The organism is Erythrobacter sp. Alg231-14 (assembly GCF_900149685.1).
Classification (GTDB): domain Bacteria; phylum Pseudomonadota; class Alphaproteobacteria; order Sphingomonadales; family Sphingomonadaceae; genus Erythrobacter.
Map to the genome: position 1 here is coordinate 3,098,740 of NZ_LT702999.1, position 24,479 is coordinate 3,123,218.

The following is a 24,479-nucleotide window of genomic DNA, read 5'->3' on the forward strand; positions in this document are numbered from 1 at the left end:
TGTATTTATTGTCCCAGTGCGCCGGCGGCGTCCGCATCCGGCTGACCAACACCTTGATCTGCAAGCAATTGGTTCACGTCGTCGATCACGTCGACACCCAACAAACCAGCCATCTGGCGCGCGCGTTCGCGCAATGTGTCGGGCAATTCTTCGTCTTTGGCGATTTCGGCGAACATCACGCCGGCTTCGTCGCGGTTGCCCGCTTCGAGATGCGCGATTGCCACCAATTCACCTGCGCTGCCGAAAAAGTCATTTCCCGGTACAGCCAAACCTTCCAATTTGGCGATGATATCGGCGGGTTCGCGGTCATCAAAATTGGTCGAAACCTCGCGGATCAATGCCAAATCGCGCAACGGTTGCGGCGCTTCGGGATCGGCCGCAATGGCGGCATATAATTCAACCGCGCGGTCCGGTTCTTCCAATTCAATCGCGCTGTACGCTTGCATGAATTGAGCCACCGTTTTCGCGCCAGACGATCCATCGTCAATCAAGCCCGAGACTTTCTCTTCGGCCCCGGCAAAATCGGGCGCATCGACAGAATCAAGCGCGCTGATGATCGCCTCAGATTGCGATTCCAGCTCAGCCTCGTTGCTGCTGTCCCATGCCCAATATCCGAACATGCCGACGACCAAGAGCGCGAACGCGCCAGCCAATTGTGCGCCGTAATTTTTGAAGAATTGGGTCGCATCATCCTGACGCACCGCCTCATCAATTTCGCGCATGAGAATTTCGTCTTCGCGCGAAGGACCGCCGGTGGGTGCATCGTCTTGCGGATTTTGACCAGGAGTTTGAGTTGGATTGCGCGCCACGGGGCCGGTTTTCCTCGTTACAATGTGTTAGCTTTGGCCGGTTCTTTAAGCAGAGCGGGGGCTGCGCGCAATGGCGCTGAACCCAGTTGGCCACTGCCGTCCTTTACGGGCGGGCGCGTGATGGCGTTTTGCGCCATCGTAGCGGACACGAATATCGCGGTGTAATTGGTCTGAAATTGAGCCATCATGGAACGGCGCACAACGCATAAGATGCCTTTGTTTGACTACGACCGCCCCTGTTACAGATATACATGACGACACCAACTTGAACGCCCAATTAAGGGCGCGCGGCTAACCCCCGATCGCGCCCCAATAGAGCGCGCGATAGGCCTTCACCATATCCGCCTCATCAAAATGGGCGCGTGCGCGTTCCCGATTGGCTTCGCCCAATTGCTTTCGAAGGGGCGCGTTTTCCACCAATTCCGCCAACATCACGCCAAGGGCATCGGCATCGTTGGGCACGGCGATGAACGGCCGATTGGGTTCCGACACTATCGCTCTAACATCCCCGACATCGGGTGCCGCAATTGGCAATCCAGCCGCCATCGCCTCTACCACGGAAAGCGGGAACTGTTCGCTTTTCGAAGACAGTGCGAAAATATCAAACAAACCGATCAGACTGGCAGGATCGGTCACCGCGCCGGGCAAATGCACCCGGTCATTAATATCGAGCGCATCCGCCGCGGTGTGGATCGCGTCTTTTTCCGGGCCGTCACCCAAGATCACCAAATGCCAATTGTTCGGCAATTCTGCACAGGCCTTTACCAGCATCGGTAGTTGTTTGACCGCGCGAAGCCCTGCCAAAGTTCCGATCCAATGTTCGCCGTCGCGCTTCACCACTCGAAACGATCCCGGTTTGGGCGGCCCAGAAAATTTCGCCGTGTCTATTCCGTTGGAAATGCGCTGCACCTTAGCAGGCGGCTGTTTCCAGACATTGCGACCGATATTTTCCAAAGTCCGGCTGGGCACGACAAGAGCATGGGCGCTTTCCAATGCGACGCGTCGGAACCAGTTGCGGCTGGATTTGAGTTCGCCGGCTTCGTCTTCGTTAAATCCGTCCTCATGATGGATCAGCGGCGGCAGGCCAAATGTCTCTCCAAACACCCGGTGCGCCATGACCACATCCATCGCCCCCCAATTGTAGGTCAGCACAAGATCATACGGTTTCATCGCCTTGGCGATTGCCACCAATCGTCCCGGTGTCGGCCAACCGGTCAGAGATGGGAAATCGTCGGGAAAATGGGCGCGAATGCCGCGCGCAATATGCGCCTGCGCGCCCATTTGATCGGGCAAACCCGAAATGACCGTGTGATCAAGCTCAGCGCCAAACGCGTTCATCAATTGAACCGCGCGCAACTCCTTACCCCCGGCTGCGAAGGTCGAATGACAATGCAGAACCTTGGGAATTGCGCCCTTAGACATTGGCAATCAGTCCGTCGATTGCGGTGCGCGCCTCTGGTTCGTCCAAGGTTGGCGCATGCCCAACCCGCGGCACCGTCACCAGCGACATGGCCGGATTGCGTTCAGCCATTTTGGCAACTGTTTCCGGCGTCAACAAATCGGACAATTCCCCCCGCACCAAAACCATTGGAACATCGCGCAGCGCTTCGTAAGCGGGCCATAGATTGGGCGGCGCGGCGTTACCCGGTTCTTTAAAAGGTTCGGCGATGGCCATGTCGTAATCATAGCCGATCCGACCATTTTGGCTGATCACCAAAGTCCGTTTGGCCATCTCCAACCAATCTTCGAGCGAATAATCGGGAAATGAGCTTTCATGAACGCCCTTCATCGAACGAGCGGCGTGGATCCATGTCGGATAACTGCGCCCCTGACCAACGTAGCCAGCGATGCGTTCAACCCCGGCCGGATTAATCTCCGGACCAATATCGTTCATCACCACGGCCGCGATCCGGCCTGGTTTTGCCGCCGCCATCAACATTGTCATCAAACCACCCATGGATGTGCCGACACAGATGAAGCGATCAATCCCTTGCTCGGTCAACAACACCTCGACATCGGCGACATATTGCATGGGGTTGTAGGTGGACGAATCGGGCGCATAATCGCTTTGCCCCCGCCCTCTCATTTCGGGGACAATCACCCGCCGAGTTGCGGCAATGTGTTCGGCCACATCGGCGAAATCGCGCGAATTGCGCGTCAGGCCGTGCATGCACAAAACCGGCGGACCGTCATACCCATCTGGTCCCGCATAATCGCGGTAATACAGCGTCAAACCATCTGCGCTCGTCCATGTCGCGTCTTCGTATGCGTTGGCCATACTTGGCGTCGTTCCCTTAGAATGTGTTGCACAATGCCGCTTGCGCGCATCTGCGCTGGGCCCCACTATCGCGATATGAGCGATCTTCCGCAAGCAGCCATCTACACCCCCGACCGCGCATTGGACACCTTGACCGAATGGTTGGGCGTGCCGGTCGACGCAGCCGACTTTCCCAAAACTGAATTGCGGTATCGCAACGATAGGGCCGCGCAAACAGTCGGCCTCAGCGATCTAAGCGATGAAGATTGGGCCAAGCATTTCGGCCGTTTTGAGCCTCTGGAGGGCAATTATCCCCGCCCTCTCGCCCTGAAATATCACGGCCATCAATTCCGCAATTACAACCCGGACATCGGCGATGGGCGCGGGTTCTTGTTTGCGCAAATGCGCGACAATGACGGCCGGTTGATGGATTTGGGGACGAAGGGGTCCGGCCCCACTCCCTTTAGCCGTTCTGGTGATGGCCGATTGACATTGAAGGGGGCAGTTCGCGAAATCCTTGCCACGGAAATGTTGGAAGCTTTGGGCGCCAGCACGTCAAAGACATTTTCTGTCGTCGAAACCGGAGAGGAATTGCAGCGCGGCGACGAACCCTCTCCCACGCGCTCTGCGGTTATGGTCCGGTTGAGCCATTCGCACATTCGGATCGGTACATTCCAACGGCTTTTGGCGCATGAAGAACCCGATCAGATGGCCGGCTTGATCGACTATTGCCTAGCCCAATTTCCCGGCCCGCCCCCGCCAGCCGATGCGCCCGGCCGCGATGAACCCGCGGTGCGTTTGATGCACAATGTGGTGGAACGCATGGCCGATCTCGCGGCGAGTTATATGGTCGCCGGTTTCGTTCACGGCGTTCTCAACACGGACAATATGAACATCACGGGGGAAAGTTTCGATTACGGTCCGTGGCGCTGGTTGCCGGAATGGGACGCCAGTTTCACCGCCGCGTATTTTGATCACGGGCGCCTCTACGCCTTTGGCCGCCAACCCGAGGCTTTGCATTGGAATTGTGGTCAATTCGCGGTTGCGCTGAGGCTTTTGGCGGACACAGAACCGTTGGTCTTCGCGCTCGAACGGTTTGGCCCGCTTTATATGGAGGCGATTGCGCGCCGCTGGTGTTGGCGTCTGGGCGTCGAACCGCGTGGTCTGGAATTGGATTCCCAACTCGTTTCCGCGTGCGAGAAATCGATGCGCGACACGAAAATTCAACCCGACCTATTCTTCTTTGCTCATCGCGGGGGTCGAGGTTTCGACACGCATGATGTCGCTGATAGCGAATTGGCAGCACTGATCTCGCAATACACCCCCGTCAAAGATGACCATGCCTATTGGGATGACGAAACGCCACAAAGCATGGTGATTGACGAGGTTGAGGTGATTTGGTCGGCAATCGACCAACACGATGACTGGCAACCTTTGACGGATAAGGTCGCGGCCTTGCGGCGAATGGGCGCGGCGCATGGTGACGCCCCTATTCCTTCGGGCCATGCGGATTAGATCATCACCGTTCATTCCCGCTGCAAAAAACGGCCTAAAACCACCATTTCGCAGGCTTTTCCCCTAGGATTTTGGGAACAGCGTCGTTACCAAACATCTTTAACCATACGGTATTATAACCGCCGGACACACCAACCGGCATTGGTCCGTGCGGAAGAATGGAAACGATAAGAGCCTATGAGGTGACTGAGAAAATTCTCGTTTCATACGCCCCTGCAACTGGGGAAGAGGTTTGGCGCGGTCCGCATGGCGATGTTGACGCCGTGGTTAGCCGTGCGCGCAGGGCGTGGCCTGCTTGGGCGGCGCTGGCATTGGGCAATCGGATTGAGATTGCGCGCCGCTTCGCCAACGAAGTGCGCGCCGATGCCGAACGATTGGCTGACCTGATCGCATCCGAAGCGGGCAAACCGGTTTGGGAAGCACGCACCGAAGTCGATGCCGTCATAAACAAAATCGATATTTCGGTACAGGCGTACGCTGAACGCACCGGCAAGAAGAAATTGGACAGCGCGCTCCAAGGCAGCGCCGCTGTGCGGCACAAACCGCATGGCGTGATGGCGGTTTTGGGTCCCTATAATTTCCCGGCGCACTTGCCCAATGGTCACATGATCCCCGCTCTCATTGCGGGCAATATCGTAGTGTTCAAACCGTCAGAAAAAACACCCGGCGTCGGCGAGGCTTTGGTCGAATGTTGGAAACGATCGGGCGCTCCCGAAGACACAGTGCAGATTGTGAATGGCGGCCCGGAAGAGGGCAAAGCCCTTGTTGCGCATCCCGGCGTAGACGGCGTTTTGTTCACCGGATCGGCGCAGGCGGGAATTGCGATCAACCGCAAACTCGCCGCCAATCCTGGCAAGATGGTCGCGTTGGAAATGGGCGGCAACAATCCGATCGTTGTGGTCGACACACCCAAAATGTCCGACGCCGCTGCACTGGTCATTCAAAGTGCGTTTACGACCGCAGGACAACGCTGCACAGCGGCGCGCCGATTGATTGTCATCGACAGCGTGTACGATGCCTTGATGGCAGAATTGGTGCCGATGGCCCGGCGATTGTTGGTGGGCGATCCCTTTGCTGAACCACAACCGTTTATGGGCCCGGTGATCGACAATGATATCGCGGACCGTTTGAGCGAGAGCTTCCTTGCGCTTTTAACCGCCGGCGGAAAGGCGCTTTTGCATATGCGCAAAACCGATCCGGACCGGCCGTTCCTAACGCCGGGCATCATCGACACCACCGCCATTGCGGATCGCCCTGATGTCGAATTGTTCGGACCCATTCTCCAAGTTATCCGTGTGCCCGATTTGGACGCCGGCATTGCAGAGGCGAACAACACGCGTTTTGGCCTATCCGCTTCATTGATCGGGGGATCGCCCGATGATTACGGGCGGTTCTGGGCCAACATTCGCGCCGGCATCATCAATTGGAACCGACCAACAAACGGCGCGTCATCCTCTGCGCCGTTTGGCGGCATCGGCCTATCAGGCAATCATCGCCCAGCGGCCTATTACGCGGCTGATTACTGCGCCTATCCGGTCGCCAGCACAGAGATGGATCAACCGCGCGCGAATATCGGCGTTGGCCTAAAAGAATAAGTTCTAAGAATTGGGTTGGAACGCAGTGCGCGTTATTTGCGCCAATGCACCACGTCGACGGCGGTCATACCGCCTGACCCGGCACGCACATGCACTGCCATCACCTGATCGCGGCGTTCGCCCCGCAATTGCACTTCGGGTGCGTCAAAACGCTCCATCCGAAACCGCGCCCGATCCGCTTTGACAAAGTGATATTCGAGCGCGTCTTCAATTGCGACCGGCGCCAAGTATCGCACAACGCGAATGACACAGGTCCCCTGATCCACCCCCGCGGCCTGTTGCACCATGCCATGCGGCATGATCGAAGATGTTGGTGGTAGGCCGGTTGACCACATCAAATCATCATTAAGATCATCGATGCAATCGGTCCGGCTGCCTACGGCGCGCACAATGGCACCCGCATCGGTCAATTCTGCCAAAGACGCAGAACCTTCGCCGCTCAATGCAGTGGGAACGGCAGGGATTTGTCCATTCTCAAGCAATTCCATACGCGCTGCTTCGCGCGCCCGGTCGGTTGCGTCATCACGGGCATCAAACGGTGGCAATGGGTGTCCATCGCGGAACGCAATGACCGCGTTGGCTTCGTTGCGCCATGCAAGATCGGGATCAACCATCAACGGGTCGTTTAAGGCCCGCGACAACAAAGGATCCTGATTCACTTTCGCTTGCGGTGCATCGACAGCCTCTTGCCCGCATGCGGACAAGGTAAGCAGGGCGATGGACGCAATGGCACAAGGGATGGCGCGCATGGACATGCCGCCTCATTGCCAGCCTTTGGTTAATTTTCGCTGTTCAAACCTCCAATTGATCGTGAACCGCCCGATCTCAACACGAAAAAACGCCCCCATACCCCAAAAAGGGCATGAGAGCGTTCCGTCACGGCCGGTGGGACCGCGCCCGGGCCACATGGTGGGAGTGACCCAAGTCAAACAAGCGAGCGCCAAAGGTGGTGTGGGTAGTGACGCCCCTCACGTTGTGGATTCATGTATAGTGCCATCAACATGAACGATCTGACATCGACTTGTTGGTCCTTGTTCATATTATTGATGATTTGAATAAACGCGACGCCTTGCCGTCCACCGCGCTTGCGCGCCAACAGCACGGGGCCTAGGGGCAAAGCTGGATGAGCAATATTTCCCCCAAAATCGCCGACGAAACCCCATCGGGCCTGCCCGCCGCGCTTGGCGCGTATGTGATTTGGGGTTTCTTGCCGCTCTACATTTCATTGGTGACGGTGATTCCATCATTCGAGTTTGTCGGCTGGCGGATTATTTGGACGCTGCCATTCTGCCTGTTGATCGTAGCGCTGCGAAAGCAATTTCCCGCTCTGCGCGCAGCGGTTTCGAATCCGCGCACTTTGTTGGCTTTGTTCGCCAGCGCCATGTTGATCGCAACGAATTGGCTCGTCTACATTTGGGCAATATCAGAAAATCAGATCTACGCCGCCAGTTTGGGATATTACCTCAACCCATTGTTGAATGTTTTGCTGGGCACGATGCTGCTCGGCGAACGGCTGTCAAAGTGGCAATGGCTCGCGGTGGCCATTGCATTGGGTGCGGTCGCTTTGTTGTCGATGGGCGCTCTCACCACATTGTGGATCAGCCTAACTCTAGCGTTCAGCTTTGGCCTCTACGGCATCGTCCGGAAACAGGTCGATGTGGGATCTCTTCCCGGCCTAACCATTGAAAGCACGATTTTGTTGCTGCCCGCGGCCGCGGTCGCTGGTTGGTACGCGATGAGCGAAACCGGGACCGTGTTCGGCTCCGATCCGTATTTGACCGTGCTAATCATCTTTTCCGGCGTAGTGACGGCTGTGCCTCTTTTGTTGTTCGCGATTGCGGCGAAACGGATGAACTATTCGACTTTGGGCTTTATCCAATATCTCGCGCCAACAATCGTCTTCCTGTTGGGCCTGACCGTATTTGGGCAACAATTGCGCCCCGTCCAATTGGGCAGCTTCATCCTAATCTGGATTGCGGTGGCGATATTCGTCGCGGATCTATGGTTCAAAAGCCGCAAAGCGAAACGGGCCAAAAGCCCTGACCCGGCGGAAAACTAACCAGCGATCCGCCAGTTCAATGTCTGACCGGCGTGCCACGGCACAATGTCTTCGCCGGTTAGATCAAGCATGTCGGGCACATGCACTGCGACGCGTTCCAGCGTGATACTCTCTTCACTGACAGCAAGGCCGTAAAACGCGGGACCATTGAGCGAGGCGAACGCCTCAAACTTGTCCAAGGCCCCCTCCTCTTCGAACACCGCCAGATAACTTTCGATAGCGAATGGTGCGTTGAAAATCCCTGCGCAACCGCACGATGTCTCTTTAACAGAGCGAAGATGCGGCGCACTGTCGGTGCCCAGAAAGAACTTCGCTGAGCCCGAAGTCGCGGCCGCGCGCAACGCCAATCGATGCGTTTCTCTCTTCGCAACCGGCAGGCAATAATTGTGCGGCTGGATCCCGCCAACCAACATCGCGTTGCGATTGATGTGCAGATGTTGAGGCGTGATCGTGGCCGCGACGTTCGACCCACATTCGTTGACGAAATCGACCGCATCCGAAGTCGTGATGTGTTCAAATACAACCTTCAAATTGGGGAAGTTGGCGATGATCGCACGCATGTGCCGATCAATAAATTCTGCCTCCCGATCAAACACGTCAATGTCGTTGTCGGTCACCTCGCCATGAACGCAAAGGACAATGCCATCCGCTTCCATGCGTTTGAGGACCGGGTAGATTTTTTCGACATCGCTAACCCCATGCGCCGAATTGGTGGTGGCGTTGGCGGGATAAAGCTTGGCAGCGGTGAACACTCCATCTGAGGCGCCCATCGCCAAATCGTCAGGATCCGTCGTATCGGTCAGATAACACGTCATCAGCGGCGTAAATTCTACACCGTCCGGCACGGCGGCGATGATCCGATCGCGATATTCCCGCGCCAATGCGGTTGTCGTCACAGGGGGTGAGAGGTTCGGCATCACTATCGCGCGGCCAAATTGCCGCGCCGTGTACGGCACAACGCCGCGCATAATATCACCATCGCGAAAATGCAGGTGCCAATCATCGGGGCGGCGAATTGTCAGTGTGTTTGTCATCGCAGGTTCCTTAGATCGGCAATCAAGGGCTTTCCAGTCCCAACAGACCAACCTAAAGCGCGCGGCTATGACAAATATTGGATTTCTCGCCTGCAAAACGACTTTGCCCGACACGGACCACGCGCCGGGCGGCCAAGACGCCGAACGGCGCGGTGACGCATTTGAACATGATTTGATGATCGCCGCATTGGAGCCGGCCTTTGCGATGCACAATCTGCAGCTAAAGGTGGTGGATTGGGAAGCGCCGATCGAAGCATTTGTGGGCATCGACCTGGTGATGTTGGGCACAGCTTGGGATTATCAGGATAAGCCCAAGGCGTTTCTTGCGAAGCTCGAAGAGTTGGAGGCGCGCGGGATCATCGTGTGCAATCCGTCCTCTCTGGTTCGGTGGAATGCGACAAAGACATATTTGCGTGAATTGTCCGAAGCCGGCGCAAACACGATCCCCACTTTGTGGCGCGAGGTGGTGACCAAAAAAGGCGCGCTGGAGGCTTTGGATGCCTTTGATACCGATCGCGTTGTCGTGAAACGTCAGATTGGTGCCGGGGCGCTGGGTCAAGAATTGGTGGCGCGCGGTTCATTGCCTGGCGACGATTGGGAATTTGGCCATCCGGCCATGCTGCAACCGTTTCTGCCCGCCATCGCTAGTGAAGGCGAACTCAGCTTTATCTTCATCGATGGCGAATTAAGCCACGCGTTGCGCAAACGTCCGGCAAAGGGCGATTATCGCATCCAATCGCTGTATGGTGGTCAGGAAAACGTTCACTCCCCGTCTCAAGATGAAGTGGAGGCCGCCACCGCAATCATCGCAGCTTTGCCGTTTGACACCCCGCTTTATGCCCGCATTGATATGCTCCGAATGGAAGACGGGCAGCTTGCGGTTATGGAAGCAGAGATGATCGAACCCTATCTCTATCCCGAACAAGGATCGGAATTGGGCGAACGTTTGGCCCAAGCCATCGTGAAGAGAGTCTCACACCTATGACCGCGACCGTGTTAAAAAGCAGAGCAATTGTCCGCGTTGCACCCCGCGATGGGAGCGGTGAAGATGTCCGCGATTTTCTCCAAGGACTCGTCACCAACGACGTTTCGGGTGCTTTGCCCGTCTATGCCGCGTTGCTTTCGGCTCAGGGTAAAGCGATGTTCGATTTCTTCGTATGGGACGCAGGATCGGACGCCGTTCTATTGGATTGCGAGGCCGATCACGCCGACGAATTGGTGAAGCGATTGTCACTTTACCGGCTGCGTCGACAAATTGATATCGTGCGCGATCCCAACATGTCGGTGTCGTGGTCATCAAAGCCGCGCGATGGCGCAGCAATCGACCCTCGTTTGCCCGCATTGGGCCATCGCTGGATCGAAACTGTGTCGGGCGCGATGGATACGATGGATGGTGCCGACAAAGACTACCTCGCGCATCGGCTTGGCCTAGGCGTTACCGAAGGGCGGGATGAAATTGGCGATATCTTGTGGTTGGAAACCAACGCGGTGGAATTGAACGGCGTCAGCTTTGAAAAAGGCTGTTACATCGGTCAGGAAAATACCGCCCGAATGAATTGGCGGCAAAAGGTCAATCGCAGATTGGTCGTTGTGCCGTTCGAAGCGTCGCAGGAAAAACGCCGGAAGGCCGCCTATCTTGGTCTCGCGCTGGCGGTTGATCATTTGAGGGTTGCCGACCTCGAACCGACAGAACTACCCGCATGGCAAGCGGCAGGGATTGCCGACAAAACCGACGACTAACCCAATTTGGCGTAATGCTCGGCCATTGATGCCTCAAGGTTGGCGGCGGCGCGATCGCGCGCTGTATCACGTGGCAGGTTTAGCGATTTCGCCAAAGCGGCCCCGATCAACGCATCACCCAATGCGAGCAAAACCAAGCTCAACGTGTCTTTATGAACGTGCATCTCTTCGCCGTTCATCTCCGCTTCGCCTGGCGCAATCTCATCCACCAATTCATGGATCGTTGAGATAATCGGGTTGAGCGCGTCTTCATTGCCGGTGAGCAACATCCAGCTTGTCAAAGCGCCCGCCCCTTCGCGATCAAACGCGTCAAAGGCCAGATCAACCACTTCACGCGCGGACCCCAGCCCAGCGCGGCTGGCATGCACAGCCTCGATGATTGTTTCGCAAACCGTCTTGGCCAAATGCTCGGCCAATGCTTTTTGCAAACCGGATGCCGAACCGAAATGGTGCAGCAAATTGGCATGCGTGCGCCCTATCCGTCCGGCAACGGCTTTCAACGTCACGGATTGCGGCCCTGTTTCAATCAACAGGGCGCGGGCCGCCTCCAGCGCAGTGCTGCGCGATTCCTCAGGGCTTAGTCTTTTGCGACTTGTCATTATTCATCGACGACTAGGCGAGTTGAGATCATCAAACAAGCGGACACACTCATTCATTCACGCCGCGCAGACCGCGCCCGCGCCATAGCCAACGCAACCCTGTTCGGTGAAATCCAACGCGTATTCCGCCGTGGGTGCTTTATGGCCGCGACCGCAGGAATGCCGGTCAACCACGCGACCGGTCGGTTCAAACCCCAGTTTCTCAAGAACTTTACCCGATGCAGGATTGTCGAGGAAGTGGGATCCGATGACGCGGTCGTAACCAAGCACGCGCGCGATAGAGAGGATCGCGCGCCCTGCTTCGGTTGCGTAACCTTGGCCCCAATGGGGACGCGCAATCCAATATCCCAATTCGATCGTTCCGGCGCTCTCACCCTCTTCGGCAGGCGGTGGATCGATCCCTATGCATCCGACAATTGCGGCGCTATCGGCGCGCGTGATTAGGAAGCGCGGCGAGTGCGGGTCAATTGGCAACGCGGTAAAGGCGCGCGCGTCTTGTTCGCGATAAGGCCAAGGCGCCCTGGCCAAATTGCGAACGACGCCCTCGTCGGCGATGCCGTTTAGGACGCCCTTCCAATCTTCGGGCCAAATGGGTCTGAGCAGTAATCTGTCGCTGCGATGAAACACGATCATTCCCTCTCTCGCCTCGCGCACCCGGTAATCGGTGCGCGTGACAATTTCATTTCCGCGAGACAATATTGTGTCGCCGATTTTCAAGGGAGAAACGAGAAGAGGGAGACGCCTCCCCCAGTGACTGGGGTGGCCCTTCTCCCTCTACGCTGCCGGTGTGTTGACCCGGCTAGGACCGCCCCGTGGGACGATCCTTTTCTTGAACCGTCCGGTTATTCCGCTGCTTCCGCCATCATGTCTACCGACACGTATTTGCGGCCTAGCTTGCCTTTGTGGAATCGTACGACGCCTTCGGCTGTCGCGAACAAGGTGTGATCCTTGCCAATACCAACATTGGTGCCCGGATAGAATTTGGTTCCGCGCTGACGCACGAGAATGTTTCCGCCGATCACGTCCTGACCGCCGAATTTTTTCACACCAAGGCGGCGACCTACTGAGTCGCGACCGTTACGCGATGAACCGCCTGCTTTTTTATGTGCCATGGTTCCTGATCCTTACTTGGTGTCGTCAGCTTTAGGCGCGGCTTTCTTAGCCGGTGCCTTTTTGGCTGGAGCTTTTTTCGCAGCAGGCTTTTTCTGAGCAGCTGCAGCTTTCGGTGCTGCTTTTTTGGCCGGAGCCTTTTTAGCAGGTGCCGCTTTCGCTTCGGTTTCCGCTTTCGGAGCCGCTGCTTTTTTCGCAGGGGCTTTCTTAGCGGCTTTGCCTTCACCAACGTCGGTAATGCGCAGCAACGTCATTTGTTGACGGTGACCGGCCTTACGACGGTAATTGTGACGGCGACGCTTTTTGAAAACGACAACCTTTTCGCTCTTAGCTTGAGCGATGATTTCAGCGGAAACGCTAACCTTGGAGGCATCAGCGACAGAATCGCCTTCACCCGCCAAAAGAACGTCACCCAACGTGACCGTATCACCCGCTTCACCAGCAAGTTTTTCAACGGCAATTTTATCTCCGGCGGCAACCCGATACTGCTTGCCGCCCGTGCGCACTATCGCGAACATGGCTTAATACTCTCAATCTCGTGCTGTGTTCGATTTCACGCGATGAATTCGCGTCAACCCAACGGCAGTTCGGCGCTGCGAAGACACAGCACCTGAAAGAAGCGTGCCGTTAAGGGAACCACGCGATCAAGTCAACGCTCGTCTTCTCAGAAAATGCCTTGAAACGACCTTTTGCACTGCATCCGGCCCGTTCCTGCACAGATCATCATCACCCCGCTTCAATTCGACTGGTGTCTTTGCCCTCTGCAATTGTCGTGGTAACGCGCAAACACTTCCTGACAACGTTTTTAGACAACAATGCGATTATTGCGATGAAACAAGGCAACTCCACCGTTTTGGGCATGGCCACCTCTTTGGCCGCGATGGCATTGGTCGGATGCGCCGGAACTAGCGACCAATATCCATCCCTTGCCGCCCGTGATGCGGAACGCGAAACACAGCGGACAACCGGGCAATTCACCCCGGCCGATGCGGACGAGACGGTCGCCCCATCCTCGCAAACATTCGGTCAATTGCGCGGATTTGTGGAACAAGCGCGCAGCGCGCATCAGGAATTTATGGCATCGGGCACCGATACACGCCGATTGATCCAAGACGCCCAGTCAACCGATAGCGAGAGCGATTTGCGTGCGCGCGCTTTGGTCGCGGTTGCGGAATTGTCGGTTCTTCATGGTCGCACCAACATTGCGTTGGGCGACCTTGATCAAATGGAATTCAACGCGGCCAGCACATTTGCGCCGTTGGACGATATTCGCGCGGCTCAGGTGTTGGTCGGCCAGATGGCTGCCGAACAGGAAGCGTTCCTCAATTCACTCGATTCGATCACGCGACAATTTTGATCATGACGACGGCGTGCGAAACATGTCCTGTTCGCGACAGCGCGGCGTGCTCCGTTCTTTCGCCAGAAGAGCGTGAAGCCCTTTCCGCTGCGGGCCGCATCCGCACATTGGAACGCGGAGAAATGTTGTTTGCCGCCGGCGATGACCAGGCCGCTTGTGCCACTTTGGTAAAAGGGGCGTTGAAAGTGTCGGCGATCGATTCGCAGGGTCGCGAACAAATACTCGCGTTGGTTCACCCGGCCGGGTTTATCGGTGAGTTGTTTTCGCCCTACGCGCATCACGACGTTGTCGCCTTGACCCAAAGCACTTTGTGCACATTCGCGCGGGCCGATATCGAACGAGCGATTGATGCCTATCCCGCTTTGGCCCGGGCGTTGCTTAGACGGGCACAGGAAGACCTGCTTTCCACCCGCACTTTATTGGAATTGACCGCCAATGCCCGCGCGGAGACGCGGCTCGCCGCATTGCTGCATGATTTCGCTGCTGCGGCCAGCGCGTCGTCGTGTCATCTTGCGCACGAATTTGAACTGCCGCTGACCCGTGGAGAGGTCGCCAATATGCTTGGCCTGACCATCGAAACCGTAAGTCGCAAGCTTAGCGAGCTGGAATCCATGGGCGCGATTGCACGCAAAGGAAAACGCGGGATCGAATTGACCGACCCCGCGCTCCTCCAAGCCCTCTCCGGGCGTCACAGCGACGATATCCCAGTGCCGTAACGGTCCCGCTTGGATTGGCTGCATAGGGCGCTTCCAACGCCCCGTGTTCAAACCAAGGTGGCGATGAGAACAGTGGTGCAGCCCCACAGAACGACAAGAACAGGCAAAATCAGCATCTGAATGGCCGCATCTCGCATGCTCAATTGACCGGTGTTTGTCATGATGCCTTTGTTTTTAAGCTGACCCCACGTCATAGCGACGGAGCGATTGTTGCCAATCCGGGTCCAAATCGCCGGGACGCCGAATCCCGCCACAACAAAGACAACGAAAATGGCCGTTGGAATGATCAATCCAGGCCCGCCAAACCCGGCAAACATGACGCCGAAAAATGCCAGATACAGGCCAACGGTGGCGCCATACAACGCGGTTGGCAGTTCGAAATTTCGGTCGTTTTCGACCTGATGTTGGGCCAGCGCGGCTTGCGCATCGTGATTGACCGCTGCCATCGGGGCAACAGGTGCGTTGACGATCCGGGCTTCGCCGCGATCAAGATGGTTGTGAATTCGATTGGTCATCGCGCTTCTCCTTGGTTGAAAGGAGAATTATTCGATGATGTTGGTACCGACTTTGATCCAGATCAAACTGGCGTAATTTTCTTTGGAGACGGTCTGGCTCACCAACGGCTTAGATCGGCGTGATCGGCCTCTCGCGGCTCAATCCAGCGCCATTCGCCGCCGCGCAGTTCGCGCTTCCAAAACCACGCCGCGCTTTTGAGATGATCCATACAATAGTCCACCGCCAATATTGCGTCGCGCCGGTGGCGCGCTGCCACGGATACACAGACAATCGGATCGCCCGGATGCAAACGACCGGTCCGATGCAGAATGACTAGCCCCATCAGAGAAAAGCGCTCATTCGCATTTGCCGCTAGGTCTTGCATGCCCGGCAAGGTCAGGGGTGGGTAATGCGACAATTCCAACGCTTCGACGGCGGCGTCATGAGACTGAGATGTCGCGTCAGAAACCGCTGCTCCTGCCCGAACCTTCCCAATAAAGCTTGCGATGCCACCAGCGTCCGGCGTGTTGTCGGTTAGGTGATCGACCGCCAGATTCGGATCAAACGGTGCATCCAACAACCGGATATCAAGCAAGCCTGTCACATTACCCACCGGATACGGGCGGCAACAACGCAATCTCATCACCGTGTCTTGCGATCAAAGCGGCTTTCTCGGATAGGACTTTGCCGTTCACCGCGACCAAAGTTCGCTCGTTTGCCGCGGCATCGGAAATCGCCAGATTGACGTTATCGCGCAACAGCACGATCAATTGGGCCCAATCCAAGCCGTCAGCTGCAGAATCGAACTCAGAGTTATTGCACCCTGCAATTTCTGAAAGTCTGCCAAGATACACGATGCGCACCGACACGATTAACCCCCAGTCATCGACATATGGCGGGCCAATGCCGGATCGGCGCCGCGTTTATCCATGCGAAAATGATGCCGCTCTGGTTTGATGGCCATCGCTTGATCCAGCCCTTGGGCCAGCGCCTCTTGCGGATTATCTGATCGCAACGCCGCGCGCAGATCAACTCGTTCGTTCCCGCCTAAGCACGGATAAAGCTGACCTGTCGCCGTCACTCGCAATCGATTGCAGCTGGCGCAGAAATTGTTCGAATGGGGGGTGATGAAACCCAATTGCCCACCTGTTTCTGCAACATCCACATATCGCGCAGGGCCGCCACTGGACCGAGCGTTGTCCGTCAATGTCCACCGATCTTCCAACCGGTTACGCACCGTATCGAGGCGCAAATATTGGTCGAGCCGCTCTTCTTCCACATCGCCAAGCGGCATCACTTCGATCAAGGTCACATCATGGCCGCGCGCATGGGCCCACCCAATCAGGTCAGGCAATTCCTCTTCGTTCACCTCTTTCAGGGCTACCGCGTTCAATTTGACCTTTAACCCGGCATCGCGCGCGGCTTCGATTCCTTCCAAGACTTGGGGCAGAGCGTCGCGGCGGGTGAGTTCGGCAAATCGCGCGCGATCCAGCGTGTCGAGAGAAATGTTCACCCGTCGCACACCGGCCTTTGCCAAACCGTCGGCATGCGTCGCCAATTGCGTTGCATTGGTCGTCAGCGTCAATTCTTGGAGGTCATGCCCCAATCGGCGACCCAGCGCCGTGAACAAGTCCATAATATCCCGGCGGACCAACGGTTCACCGCCCGTGATCCGTAATTTTGTAACGCCGCGATCAATGAAACCGCTGGCCAATTCGAACAATTCTTCGAGCGACAACACTTCGCGTTTTGGCAGAAATGTCATGCGTTCGGGCATGCAATAGGTGCACCGTAAATCGCAGCGATCCGTCACCGACATGCGCAAATAGGAAATACGCCGTTGAAACGCGTCGACCAAAGGCGCCGGTTTTGCTGGCGCTTCATTGAGCAAAAGATGGTCCCGTTTGCGGGGAATGGTATGATCGGTGGCGTCACTCATGCGTGGCAAGGTACTGACCCGTTACGCCGGGCGCATTCCTCAAATATGCCAGCACCGTATCGGTGTTCGCCTTGTCGTTGTCGCCGACAACATTCACACGGATCGGCGTATGCGCCCGCGCCAAATCCCTGGCCAAGGTGCGCCGCCAATCATCGTGATCCGGCCCTGCCGCCGGCAAAACAATTGCAAGCGCCTGCGTCGTATCATCACCGATTAAAGCGACGGCTTTATTGAGATGTTCCTTTGCAAACGCAGTGCTCGCCAAAATGCCGGATTGTGGCAGCGTTTGAATGGTCAGCACCGCTTGCATCAGGTGTCGGCCTTATCCCGCTGGACGTTCGCGGTGAAGCGTGATGCCGATTTTCTCGTTCGCTTCGGCAATGGCCAGCTTGACGATTTTGACTGTCACTGCCTGCACACGGACATCTTGAACAAACAATGTCTCACAAATGTGATCGCCCACCGCCTCAATCAGCTTGAAATGCACGCCTTTGGGCAACCCTTCCGAAGCCGCGAATTTGATGTCCATGTAATTCTTGCTCGCATCAAGCGGCGTGTCGGGATCGTAGCGGTCGGCCACATCGTACCGCACTTGAATGGTAAAGCGCAGCGGTTGTGGTTTGCCCGTCTCTTCGGAATAAATCCCGGTGAGGACATCCACTTCGAGATCGGCGACTTCGAGAATGAGGGAATCGGTCATTGGGGGCGCGCTGTTGAACCTTCACATGGTGATAAGAGGGCGCTTCCAATGCGCTCATTGCTAAAGCCGTGAAAGCCAGAGACTTGAAGTTCTCCGCCCAAAATCGGCTCGAGGATTATGGGTTCCATAATGAGGTCGCCATCAACGATCAATTGCATCGGTCTTGAAACGTACCGCGTGGTCGCGTTTGCCAACCAAACACCGCCGGTTTCGGTCATGGTGACAAGCAATGCCGGTTGCGACGATTGCAGATCGGTTGTGATCACAACTTTGGCGACATTGGCATCGCACATTTCAAGCCGATCGAAAGTCATCGACCCATCTTCGCTCGCTATTCGTAATTCCGCAGGGACCACCCGGGCAGAAGGCTTCAGGCCTTGTTCCTCACCGCAAGCAGACAAAGTCATCGTTAAGGGCATTATAAGCCCGACCAACACACCACCATTTCGAATGCGCGAAACGTTCATGCATTGCTCCATCTGGCAAAGATCGCGGTGGGCAATAGGCGCCCTCCCTCCCCTTCTTCGCGAACGGCAATATCGCCATGTTCAATCGTGCCCGGCAAGTCTCTCAACGCCTCCTCGAGCAGTCCAGCGATCGATAGGCTGCTCATTCGAACAGCGTACACTGTGAGGAACAGAAACGCACTTTTATCGTCCAAAAGTTCGGCACAATCTCCGATAAGGGATGGCAACCCCTCTTCGATCCGCCATGTTTCGTTCTTGGGACCGCGACCAAATTTCGGCGGGTCCAATATGATGCCGTCATACCGCTTTTCTCGGCGCACTTCGCGGGCCGTGAATTTCGCCGCATCATCAATCAGCCACCGGATTGGCCGGTCATCCATCTTCGACAAGGCGGCGTTATCGCGTGCCTGTGCTACCGATTTCTTGGATGCATCCACATGGGTCACTCGGCCAAAATCGCTTAGCGCAAGCGAGCCGAGCCCGGTGTAACCGAACATATTGAGCGTTTCGGCATCGGTGCGATCACCCAATTGATCGTGCATCCAATCCCAAACGACGGCCATATCGGGAAAGAATTGGAGGTGGCGAAACGGGGTCGGCATCGCGGTGAACCGAACATCGTTCCACCCCAGCTCCCATCCGTCCGGCACCGAAGGATCCAAATTCCACCTGCCGCCGCCGTCTTCATCGGATCCCGGTACAAATTCACCCGATGCAGGCCATTGCGGCCCGTTTTCGCCCATCAATCGCGGGGTCCACATGGCCTGCGGTTCGGGTCGGATAAAGGAGTGCGGGCCAAACGCCTCATATTTGCGGCCCTGACCGCTATCGATCAATCGATAGGCATCCCATCCGGCGCATTCCATAACCACCGGTTGTTGGATCAACTCCGCCATCAGCTTGCGGAAGACGCCGCATTGCTAAGCACAAAGTCACGCGTGGTTTCATAATCGCCCGCTAGGGTTGTGAATTTCTCTTCACGCCCGAACAAGTCGCCCACGCGTGCGGGCAGAGCCGGTCGAACCCCCACGGCGCGTTCAACCGCATCCGGGAATTTCGCCGGATGAGCGGTGGCCAATGTAATGACCGGCGTAAGGGGATCGATAGAATCATCGTCAATGGCGGAATGCGCCGCGCTCAGGCCAACTGCCGTATGCGGGTCGATGATCTGACCACTGCTTTGATGAGCGATCTGCATGGCGCGCGCGGTTTGATCCTGATCGGCGCGGACCCCCATAAACAGATCGTGTGCGCCATTCCGCTGAGCATCGGTCAATGTCATGCTTTGCGTATCATCAAATCCGTGCATCTGCGCGGCCATGGCCGCGCCGTCGCGACCGCCCAGATCGAACAGGAGACGTTCGAAATTGGAACTGACCTGAATATCCATCGACGGTGTGATCGTCGCCGTCACCCCGCGCGCGGAATAATCGCCGGTGGTCAAAGCGCGTTCCAGAATGTCATTGACGTTGGTGGCCACGACCAACCGATCAATCGGCAGTCCCATCTTCGCCGCGACATAACCTGCAAACACATCTCCGAAATTGCCGGTCGGCACGCTAAAGGCGACCTTGCGATCGGGGGCGCCCATTTGAAGCGCTGCGTAAAAATAATACACGACCTGAGCCATCAACCGGGCCCAGTTGATCGAATTTACCGCACCTAGGTTAAGCGTTTGATTGACGCTTGAGTCGGCAAACATCCGCTTCACATGGCTTTGCGCATCGTCAAAGCTGCCGTCGATTGCGATGTTGTGGACATTGGGTGACCGCACCGTCGTCATTTGACGCCGCTGAACATCACTCACCTTGCCTTCGGGGTGGAGCATGAAAATCTCAACCCGATCAAGGCCGGCAACCGCTCGAATGGCTGCGGAACCGGTATCCCCGCTTGTCGCGCCAACAATCGTCAGCCGTTTGTCGCGCCGTTCCAAGAACGTTTCAAACAAGCGCCCCAACATTTGCAAGGCGACATCTTTGAACGCGAGCGTCGGGCCGTGGAACAATTCAAGCAACCAGTTTTGCGTGTCCAATTGGACTAAGGGCGTAACCGCAGCGTGGCTAAAGGAACCGCCGTACACTTGGTTGCAGATATCACTCAGCTCTTGTTCGGTCAGGCTGTCGCCAACAAATGGCTTCATCACTTCGACCGCGACGGTCCAATAATCTTCGCCGCGCAGATCGCGAATTTGATCGGCAGTGAATTTTGGCCATTCACGCGGAAGGTAAAGCCCCCCGTCCGAGGCAAGCCCGGCCAGAGTGACACCTTCAAAATCGAGTACGGGCGCGTCGCCCCTGGTGGATACGTATTCCATAGTCTCTCGCGGTTAGCGCCGTGCGCGCTGCGGGGCAAGCAACGCTGGCTTAACCCATGCCCAGCTGGCCTTTGCCGTCGCTACGCATCGGGCATGCTTGCTAAATTGGACGTTCTCAATCCCGCTTTGCCAATCGCGATCTGACGGCCAGCCAATAGATGATCAACGCGGTCAAAGCGAAGAAGAACCATTGTCCCGCATAGGCAAGGTGGTTGTTGGGCAGATCGTTGGGGTCGGGTTTGGCAAGCGGTTCGAGACCGGCCAGAGATTCGCTGGCGATAATCTTGAAATGATCCCCCATCCTGACTGGAACTCCCTTAACCACGCCACCCGCGAAATTTGGATTGGTCGGAGAGGAGGACCATCCGACATCGGCGTACGTATGAGATTCAGGTGGTGCATTATCTGTGAAGTCAGAACCCGGGACGATGTGACACAAATAGCGATGCGCAAAACCTGCTTGCCCTCGAGCATTTCGGCCGGCCACTGCCTTCCAATCGCTCGGTTCATCACATGTCAAATTGACGGGACGATAGACGACTTCGTCACTGCCGATGGTAATGTCGATCGTCTCTTGGACTTCGGCTTGATGCTCATATTCCGCTATTAAAGCCGCTTTCTCATCTGCGCGGCCCAATTGCCAAAACCCCAGCCACACCATCACACCGGCCGCAGCAAGGACGAGAATGGTCGGAATGATAGGCAAGCGTTTCATCATTCGGGGTTGGTCTCATGTTTGTTGTAAGCTGCATACAGCAAAGTGGTCTTGAAAAGCCGTAAGGCGCCGATAACGCCAAACACAGTGATCGGTGCCCAAAACGCCGCCTGTAACCAGATCGGTGGACGAAATGTTGTTTCGATTCCAACGGCAATCAGCATCAGAACGATCGCCAATAGCGCGGTGACAATACCGGCCAACCGGCCACCGCGTTCATGCGCGCCAAGATCCAACCCGCAATCCGAACAAGTGAGCGCAATCCGCGCCGGCGCCTCAAACAAGGTCTTTTCCCCGCAACGGGGACATAAACCCAAAAGGGCAGCCCGAGTAATCCCGGACTGCCCTTTGGTTTCATCAGGGCTTTCGCCCGTTTGCATCAGTGGACTTCGGCACCTGCACCGCCCCAGATGTAGACGGCGATGAAGAGGAAGAGCCACACGACATCAACGAAGTGCCAATACCACGCCGCCGCTTCGAAACCGAAATGCTGACGCGCGGTGAAGTGACCGATGTAAGCACGATACAGGCAAACAGCGAGGAAGATCGTACCGATCAACACGTGGAAGCCGTGGAAGCCAGTCGCCATGTAGAACGCCGAACTGTAGGTGTTTTGGCCAAACAGGAACGGCGCAACGCTGTACTCATATCCTTGGATGAAGCTGAACAATACGCCCAGAGCAACCGTTGCCCAAAGACCTTGCTTCAACCCTTCGCGATCGCCGTGGATCAACGCGTGGTGCGCCCATGTTACGGTGGTGCCAGAGCACAAAAGGATCATGGTGTTGAGCAGAGGCAAGCTGAACGGATCGAGGACTTCCATCCCTTCGGGGACCAATGTTCCCGCAGCGGTTACGCCTTCGGTGATGAACAGGTTGGTCGTCGACTGGTCGGCGGTACCCGCATTGGAAACTTCCAACATGGCCGGGAATAGAGCGAAGTCAAAAAAGCTCCAGAACCAACCGACAAAGAACATCACTTCGGACGCGATGAACAAGATCATGCCGTAGCGCATGTGAAGTTGCACCACCGGGGTGTGATCGCCGCGCTGCGCTTCGATGACGACGTTCTTGAACCAAAAGAAGAATGTCGCCAGCAACCCGGCAAGACCCGCCCAAATGACGACGCTGCTGGCTAGGCCAAACTGCTCTGGGTAAAAGCTAAGGACCATTCCAGATGTGAAGGTCAACGCGGAAAACGCGCCGAGCAGCGGCCAGATATCCGGCTCTAGAATGTGATAATCGTGGTTTACATTACCTGCCATGGTCGTCTTCCCGTCCCTAGGAACAAATCTATTGCGAGCCGTCCAGAGCACTCAATACGGGCTCTTTCGTGCGGTGAAAAGTGTAGCTGAGCGTAATCTGTTCAATATCGCCAATCACATCGTCGTCCAAGATCGCTGGATCGACATAATACAGGACCGGCATCGTCACTTCTTGACCAGGCTCAAGCGTTTGCTCGGTGAAGCAAAAACATTGAATTTTGTGAAAATAGATGCCCGCCTGCGCTGGCTCAACATTGAATGACGCTGTGCCGGTTACCGGCTGTGACGAATTGTTGCGCGCGACGTAGGTCGCGATATCGCGTTGGCCAATGCGAACCGTGTCTGTCGATTGCGACGGGTGAAAATCCCACGGCACATCGCGCGCGATCGAGCCATCGAACCGGATTGAAATTTCGCGAAAAGTGCCCGCAGCGGCGGCGCGTCCGGCATCCGCTTCGCTGGCCACTTGCGTCGTACCGCCAAATCCAGTTACCCGGCAAAACAGATCGTAGAGAGGTACGGACGCGTATCCGAGGCCCAACATCGCCAAAGCACCAAAGATTGCCATGGCGCCAGTCTGAACATTCTTACGCGCGGTATCTCCGTCATGCGCAGAGCCGGTCAGTGTGTTCGCCATCTTAGTCGCCCATCCTGACCATGGTGATCGCGTAAAACAGCACGACAAAAAACAACAACGTGCCGCCAACCACTAGGTTGCGACTTTTCTGACGACGTTTGAATTCGGTTTCTTCTTCGGGTGTCATACGAACACTCCCGCCAATACACCGGGTCCAATAACCCCCTGAGCCGCCAAGATACGATCAGCGACCAAAGCAGCAAAAAGAGCAAACAGGTAGAAGATGCTGAATTTGAAAAGCAGCTTTTCCTGGGCCATCTGGTCGTCATCGCTGCGCACGCGCGTTCCAACGGGGACAGCCAAGGCGAAGAACAGCACCGACAGTACAACGGCAACCGAACCATAGACCCAGCTGGTCCCGCCAATGACCCATGGAGCAATCGCCACAGGCGCCAACAGCACGGTGTAGGCAAGAATTTGACGGCGTGTGGATCGTTCGCCTGCGACAACAGGCATCATTGGGATGCCGACTTTGGCGTAATCCGATTTCATAAACAGCGCGAGCGCCCAGAAATGCGGCGGCGTCCACATAAAGATAATCGCGAACAGCAAGACCGGCATGGCCGTCACTTCACCCGTTACAGCAATCCAACCGATCAGTGGCGGAAATGCGCCAGACCCACCGCCAATAACAATGTTTTGCGGCGTGCGCGGCTTCAACCACATTGTGTAGACGACGGCGTAATAGACAATCGCGATCGTCAACATCGCGGCGGCCAACCATCCGATCGCAACCCCCATGAGGCCCACGGAAACCACCGACAAAAAGATTCCAAAATCTCGGGCGTCGTCGCGCCGCATCCGGCCATCGGGTAAAGGTCGGTTCGCGGTGCGAACCATGCCGGCGTCTATATCTGCTTCCCACCATTGGTTGATCACGGCCGAACCGCCCGCCCCCATGGCAATCGCAAGAATTGCGGTAAAACCAAGAATAGGATGGATTGAACCAGGTGCTGCCAAGAGCCCGCAAATCGCGGTGAAAACCACCAACGTCATGACGCGCGGTTTGGTTAGCGTGAAGAAATCACGCCATTCCGTCGGCATCTTAGTCGTTTCAACAGCGGTGTTCATATCAACGCTTTAGCTCATCTTTCCATTCGCAAGAGAGCGCACCATCACAGCGCGCCCCCTCGTTTTTCGATTGTCACCGTCCCGAT

At 56.4% G+C, this 24,479-nt stretch carries 32 protein-coding genes; 7 read left to right on the top strand and 25 right to left on the bottom strand.

Translation table 11 applies throughout. The features are described from left to right. Positions 1-5 precede the first annotated feature (5 nt). From BQ8290_RS14800 to BQ8290_RS14810, 4 genes are all read right to left on the bottom strand, one after another. On the bottom strand, positions 6-809 hold the full coding sequence (locus BQ8290_RS14800) for a tetratricopeptide repeat protein (RefSeq protein ID WP_337661463.1): 804 nt from the start codon (positions 807-809) through the stop codon (positions 6-8). Between the two features lie 17 nt (positions 810-826). Beyond that, positions 827-997 (bottom strand): hypothetical protein, encoded by a 171-nt coding sequence (locus BQ8290_RS15255; protein WP_337661464.1) that lies wholly within the window; start codon positions 995-997, stop codon positions 827-829. A gap of 103 nt (positions 998-1,100) precedes the next feature. After that, entirely contained in the window at positions 1,101-2,231 is a 1,131-nt protein-coding gene (locus BQ8290_RS14805) for a glycosyltransferase (protein WP_108791571.1), read from the bottom strand. Further along, positions 2,224-3,087, bottom strand: a complete 864-nt coding sequence (locus BQ8290_RS14810; RefSeq protein WP_108791573.1) for an alpha/beta fold hydrolase — start codon at positions 3,085-3,087, stop codon at positions 2,224-2,226. The genes BQ8290_RS14805 and BQ8290_RS14810 overlap by 8 nt, the downstream gene beginning before the upstream one ends. A 75-nt stretch (positions 3,088-3,162) precedes the next feature. On the opposite strand from BQ8290_RS14810, the gene BQ8290_RS14815 reads away from it, so the two are divergent. Both BQ8290_RS14815 and astD read left to right on the top strand, forming a co-directional pair. Further along, a complete protein-coding gene (locus BQ8290_RS14815) occupies positions 3,163-4,581 on the top strand; it encodes a protein adenylyltransferase SelO family protein (RefSeq protein ID WP_108792495.1) in 1,419 nt (472 codons plus the stop codon). A 158-nt stretch (positions 4,582-4,739) separates the two neighbouring features. Continuing rightward, entirely contained in the window at positions 4,740-6,176 is a 1,437-nt protein-coding gene (gene astD, locus BQ8290_RS14820) for a succinylglutamate-semialdehyde dehydrogenase (RefSeq protein WP_108791575.1), read from the top strand. A 32-nt stretch (positions 6,177-6,208) separates the two neighbouring features. Here the strand turns inward: astD and BQ8290_RS14825 are convergent, their stop codons facing one another. Continuing rightward, positions 6,209-6,931 carry a hypothetical protein gene (locus BQ8290_RS14825; protein ID WP_337661465.1) on the bottom strand — a complete coding sequence of 241 codons (723 nt, stop codon included), beginning with the start codon at positions 6,929-6,931 and terminating at the stop codon, positions 6,209-6,211. A 368-nt stretch (positions 6,932-7,299) separates the two neighbouring features. On the opposite strand from BQ8290_RS14825, the gene rarD reads away from it, so the two are divergent. After that, positions 7,300-8,235: an EamA family transporter RarD gene (gene rarD / locus BQ8290_RS14830; RefSeq protein WP_108791579.1), complete on the top strand. Its 936-nt coding sequence runs from the start codon at positions 7,300-7,302 to the stop codon at positions 8,233-8,235. On the opposite strand, the gene pyrC is transcribed toward rarD, so the two are convergent. Then, positions 8,232-9,269, bottom strand: a complete 1,038-nt coding sequence (gene pyrC, locus BQ8290_RS14835; RefSeq protein ID WP_108791581.1) for a dihydroorotase — start codon at positions 9,267-9,269, stop codon at positions 8,232-8,234. The two genes, rarD and pyrC, sit on opposite strands and share 4 nt — an antisense overlap. Positions 9,270-9,336: 67 nt before the next feature. Here pyrC and BQ8290_RS14840 point away from each other — a divergent pair, with 67 nt between their 5' ends. Together BQ8290_RS14840 and ygfZ are read left to right on the top strand one after the other, a co-directional pair. After that, complete coding sequence (locus BQ8290_RS14840; RefSeq protein WP_108791583.1) at positions 9,337-10,254, top strand: hypothetical protein; 918 nt, start codon at positions 9,337-9,339, stop codon at positions 10,252-10,254. Then, positions 10,251-11,009, top strand: a complete 759-nt coding sequence (ygfZ, locus tag BQ8290_RS14845) for a CAF17-like 4Fe-4S cluster assembly/insertion protein YgfZ (RefSeq protein WP_108791585.1) — start codon at positions 10,251-10,253, stop codon at positions 11,007-11,009. Before BQ8290_RS14840 ends, ygfZ begins: the two co-directional genes overlap by 4 nt. Here the strand turns inward: ygfZ and BQ8290_RS14850 are convergent. The 4 genes from BQ8290_RS14850 to rplU form a co-directional block, all read right to left on the bottom strand. Further along, the gene (locus BQ8290_RS14850) at positions 11,006-11,608 is read right to left on the bottom strand and encodes a TetR family transcriptional regulator (protein WP_108791587.1); all 603 of its coding nucleotides are present in this window, start codon (positions 11,606-11,608) and stop codon (positions 11,006-11,008) included. The genes ygfZ and BQ8290_RS14850 overlap by 4 nt on opposite strands. Before the next feature lie 57 nt (positions 11,609-11,665). Further along, complete coding sequence (locus BQ8290_RS14855) at positions 11,666-12,235, bottom strand: GNAT family N-acetyltransferase (protein ID WP_443112343.1); 570 nt, start codon at positions 12,233-12,235, stop codon at positions 11,666-11,668. 215 nt (positions 12,236-12,450) lie between these two features. Beyond that, the gene (gene rpmA, locus BQ8290_RS14860; protein WP_108791589.1) at positions 12,451-12,720 is read right to left on the bottom strand and encodes a 50S ribosomal protein L27; all 270 of its coding nucleotides are present in this window, start codon (positions 12,718-12,720) and stop codon (positions 12,451-12,453) included. Between the two features lie 12 nt (positions 12,721-12,732). Then, positions 12,733-13,236 (bottom strand): 50S ribosomal protein L21, encoded by a 504-nt coding sequence (gene rplU, locus BQ8290_RS14865; protein WP_108791591.1) that lies wholly within the window; start codon positions 13,234-13,236, stop codon positions 12,733-12,735. Positions 13,237-13,547: 311 nt separating this feature from the next. On the opposite strand from rplU, the gene BQ8290_RS14870 reads away from it, so the two are divergent. Together BQ8290_RS14870 and BQ8290_RS14875 are read left to right on the top strand one after the other, a co-directional pair. Next, positions 13,548-14,075 (top strand): hypothetical protein, encoded by a 528-nt coding sequence (locus BQ8290_RS14870; protein ID WP_337661466.1) that lies wholly within the window; start codon positions 13,548-13,550, stop codon positions 14,073-14,075. 2 nt (positions 14,076-14,077) lie between these two features. Next, on the top strand, positions 14,078-14,791 hold the full coding sequence (locus tag BQ8290_RS14875; RefSeq protein WP_108791594.1) for a helix-turn-helix domain-containing protein: 714 nt from the start codon (positions 14,078-14,080) through the stop codon (positions 14,789-14,791). 47 nt (positions 14,792-14,838) lie between these two features. Here BQ8290_RS14875 and BQ8290_RS14880 read toward each other — a convergent pair whose 3' ends face one another. The 15 genes from BQ8290_RS14880 to BQ8290_RS14945 form a co-directional block, all read right to left on the bottom strand. After that, complete coding sequence (locus BQ8290_RS14880; protein WP_108791596.1) at positions 14,839-15,306, bottom strand: hypothetical protein; 468 nt, start codon at positions 15,304-15,306, stop codon at positions 14,839-14,841. A 98-nt stretch (positions 15,307-15,404) separates the two neighbouring features. Continuing rightward, positions 15,405-15,890, bottom strand: a complete 486-nt coding sequence (locus tag BQ8290_RS14885) for a molybdenum cofactor biosynthesis protein MoaE (RefSeq protein WP_443112329.1) — start codon at positions 15,888-15,890, stop codon at positions 15,405-15,407. Position 15,891: 1 nt separating this feature from the next. Continuing rightward, entirely contained in the window at positions 15,892-16,155 is a 264-nt protein-coding gene (locus BQ8290_RS14890; protein WP_108791598.1) for a MoaD/ThiS family protein, read from the bottom strand. A gap of 2 nt (positions 16,156-16,157) precedes the next feature. Next, positions 16,158-17,225 carry a GTP 3',8-cyclase MoaA gene (gene moaA / locus BQ8290_RS14895; protein ID WP_108791600.1) on the bottom strand — a complete coding sequence of 356 codons (1,068 nt, stop codon included), beginning with the start codon at positions 17,223-17,225 and terminating at the stop codon, positions 16,158-16,160. Then, positions 17,218-17,535, bottom strand: a complete 318-nt coding sequence (locus tag BQ8290_RS14900) for a Rossmann fold domain-containing protein (RefSeq protein WP_108791602.1) — start codon at positions 17,533-17,535, stop codon at positions 17,218-17,220. Before BQ8290_RS14900 ends, moaA begins: the two co-directional genes overlap by 8 nt. Before the next feature lie 12 nt (positions 17,536-17,547). Beyond that, positions 17,548-17,925 carry a dihydroneopterin aldolase gene (locus tag BQ8290_RS14905; RefSeq protein WP_108791604.1) on the bottom strand — a complete coding sequence of 126 codons (378 nt, stop codon included), beginning with the start codon at positions 17,923-17,925 and terminating at the stop codon, positions 17,548-17,550. After that, positions 17,922-18,392, bottom strand: a complete 471-nt coding sequence (locus BQ8290_RS14910; protein ID WP_108791606.1) for a SecDF P1 head subdomain-containing protein — start codon at positions 18,390-18,392, stop codon at positions 17,922-17,924. The genes BQ8290_RS14905 and BQ8290_RS14910 overlap by 4 nt, the downstream gene beginning before the upstream one ends. Further along, complete coding sequence (locus tag BQ8290_RS14915) at positions 18,389-19,288, bottom strand: class I SAM-dependent methyltransferase (protein WP_108791608.1); 900 nt, start codon at positions 19,286-19,288, stop codon at positions 18,389-18,391. The genes BQ8290_RS14910 and BQ8290_RS14915 overlap by 4 nt, the downstream gene beginning before the upstream one ends. After that, positions 19,288-20,706, bottom strand: a complete 1,419-nt coding sequence (thrC, locus tag BQ8290_RS14920; protein ID WP_108791610.1) for a threonine synthase — start codon at positions 20,704-20,706, stop codon at positions 19,288-19,290. Before thrC ends, BQ8290_RS14915 begins: the two co-directional genes overlap by 1 nt. Before the next feature lie 115 nt (positions 20,707-20,821). Further along, entirely contained in the window at positions 20,822-21,424 is a 603-nt protein-coding gene (locus BQ8290_RS14925) for an SURF1 family cytochrome oxidase biogenesis protein (protein WP_108791612.1), read from the bottom strand. Next, positions 21,421-21,705 carry a DUF983 domain-containing protein gene (locus BQ8290_RS14930; RefSeq protein ID WP_337661467.1) on the bottom strand — a complete coding sequence of 95 codons (285 nt, stop codon included), beginning with the start codon at positions 21,703-21,705 and terminating at the stop codon, positions 21,421-21,423. The genes BQ8290_RS14925 and BQ8290_RS14930 overlap by 4 nt, the downstream gene beginning before the upstream one ends. A 95-nt stretch (positions 21,706-21,800) precedes the next feature. Then, positions 21,801-22,685, bottom strand: coding sequence for a cytochrome c oxidase subunit 3 (locus tag BQ8290_RS14935; protein WP_108791614.1), 885 nt, complete (start codon positions 22,683-22,685; stop codon positions 21,801-21,803). Positions 22,686-22,713: 28 nt separating this feature from the next. Continuing rightward, positions 22,714-23,322, bottom strand: coding sequence for a cytochrome c oxidase assembly protein (locus BQ8290_RS14940; RefSeq protein WP_108791616.1), 609 nt, complete (start codon positions 23,320-23,322; stop codon positions 22,714-22,716). Position 23,323: 1 nt separating this feature from the next. Beyond that, positions 23,324-23,449: a hypothetical protein gene (locus BQ8290_RS15260; protein ID WP_337661468.1), complete on the bottom strand. Its 126-nt coding sequence runs from the start codon at positions 23,447-23,449 to the stop codon at positions 23,324-23,326. After that, positions 23,446-24,393 (bottom strand): heme o synthase, encoded by a 948-nt coding sequence (locus tag BQ8290_RS14945; RefSeq protein ID WP_108791618.1) that lies wholly within the window; start codon positions 24,391-24,393, stop codon positions 23,446-23,448. Before BQ8290_RS14945 ends, BQ8290_RS15260 begins: the two co-directional genes overlap by 4 nt. Between the last annotated feature and the right edge of the window lie 86 nt (positions 24,394-24,479).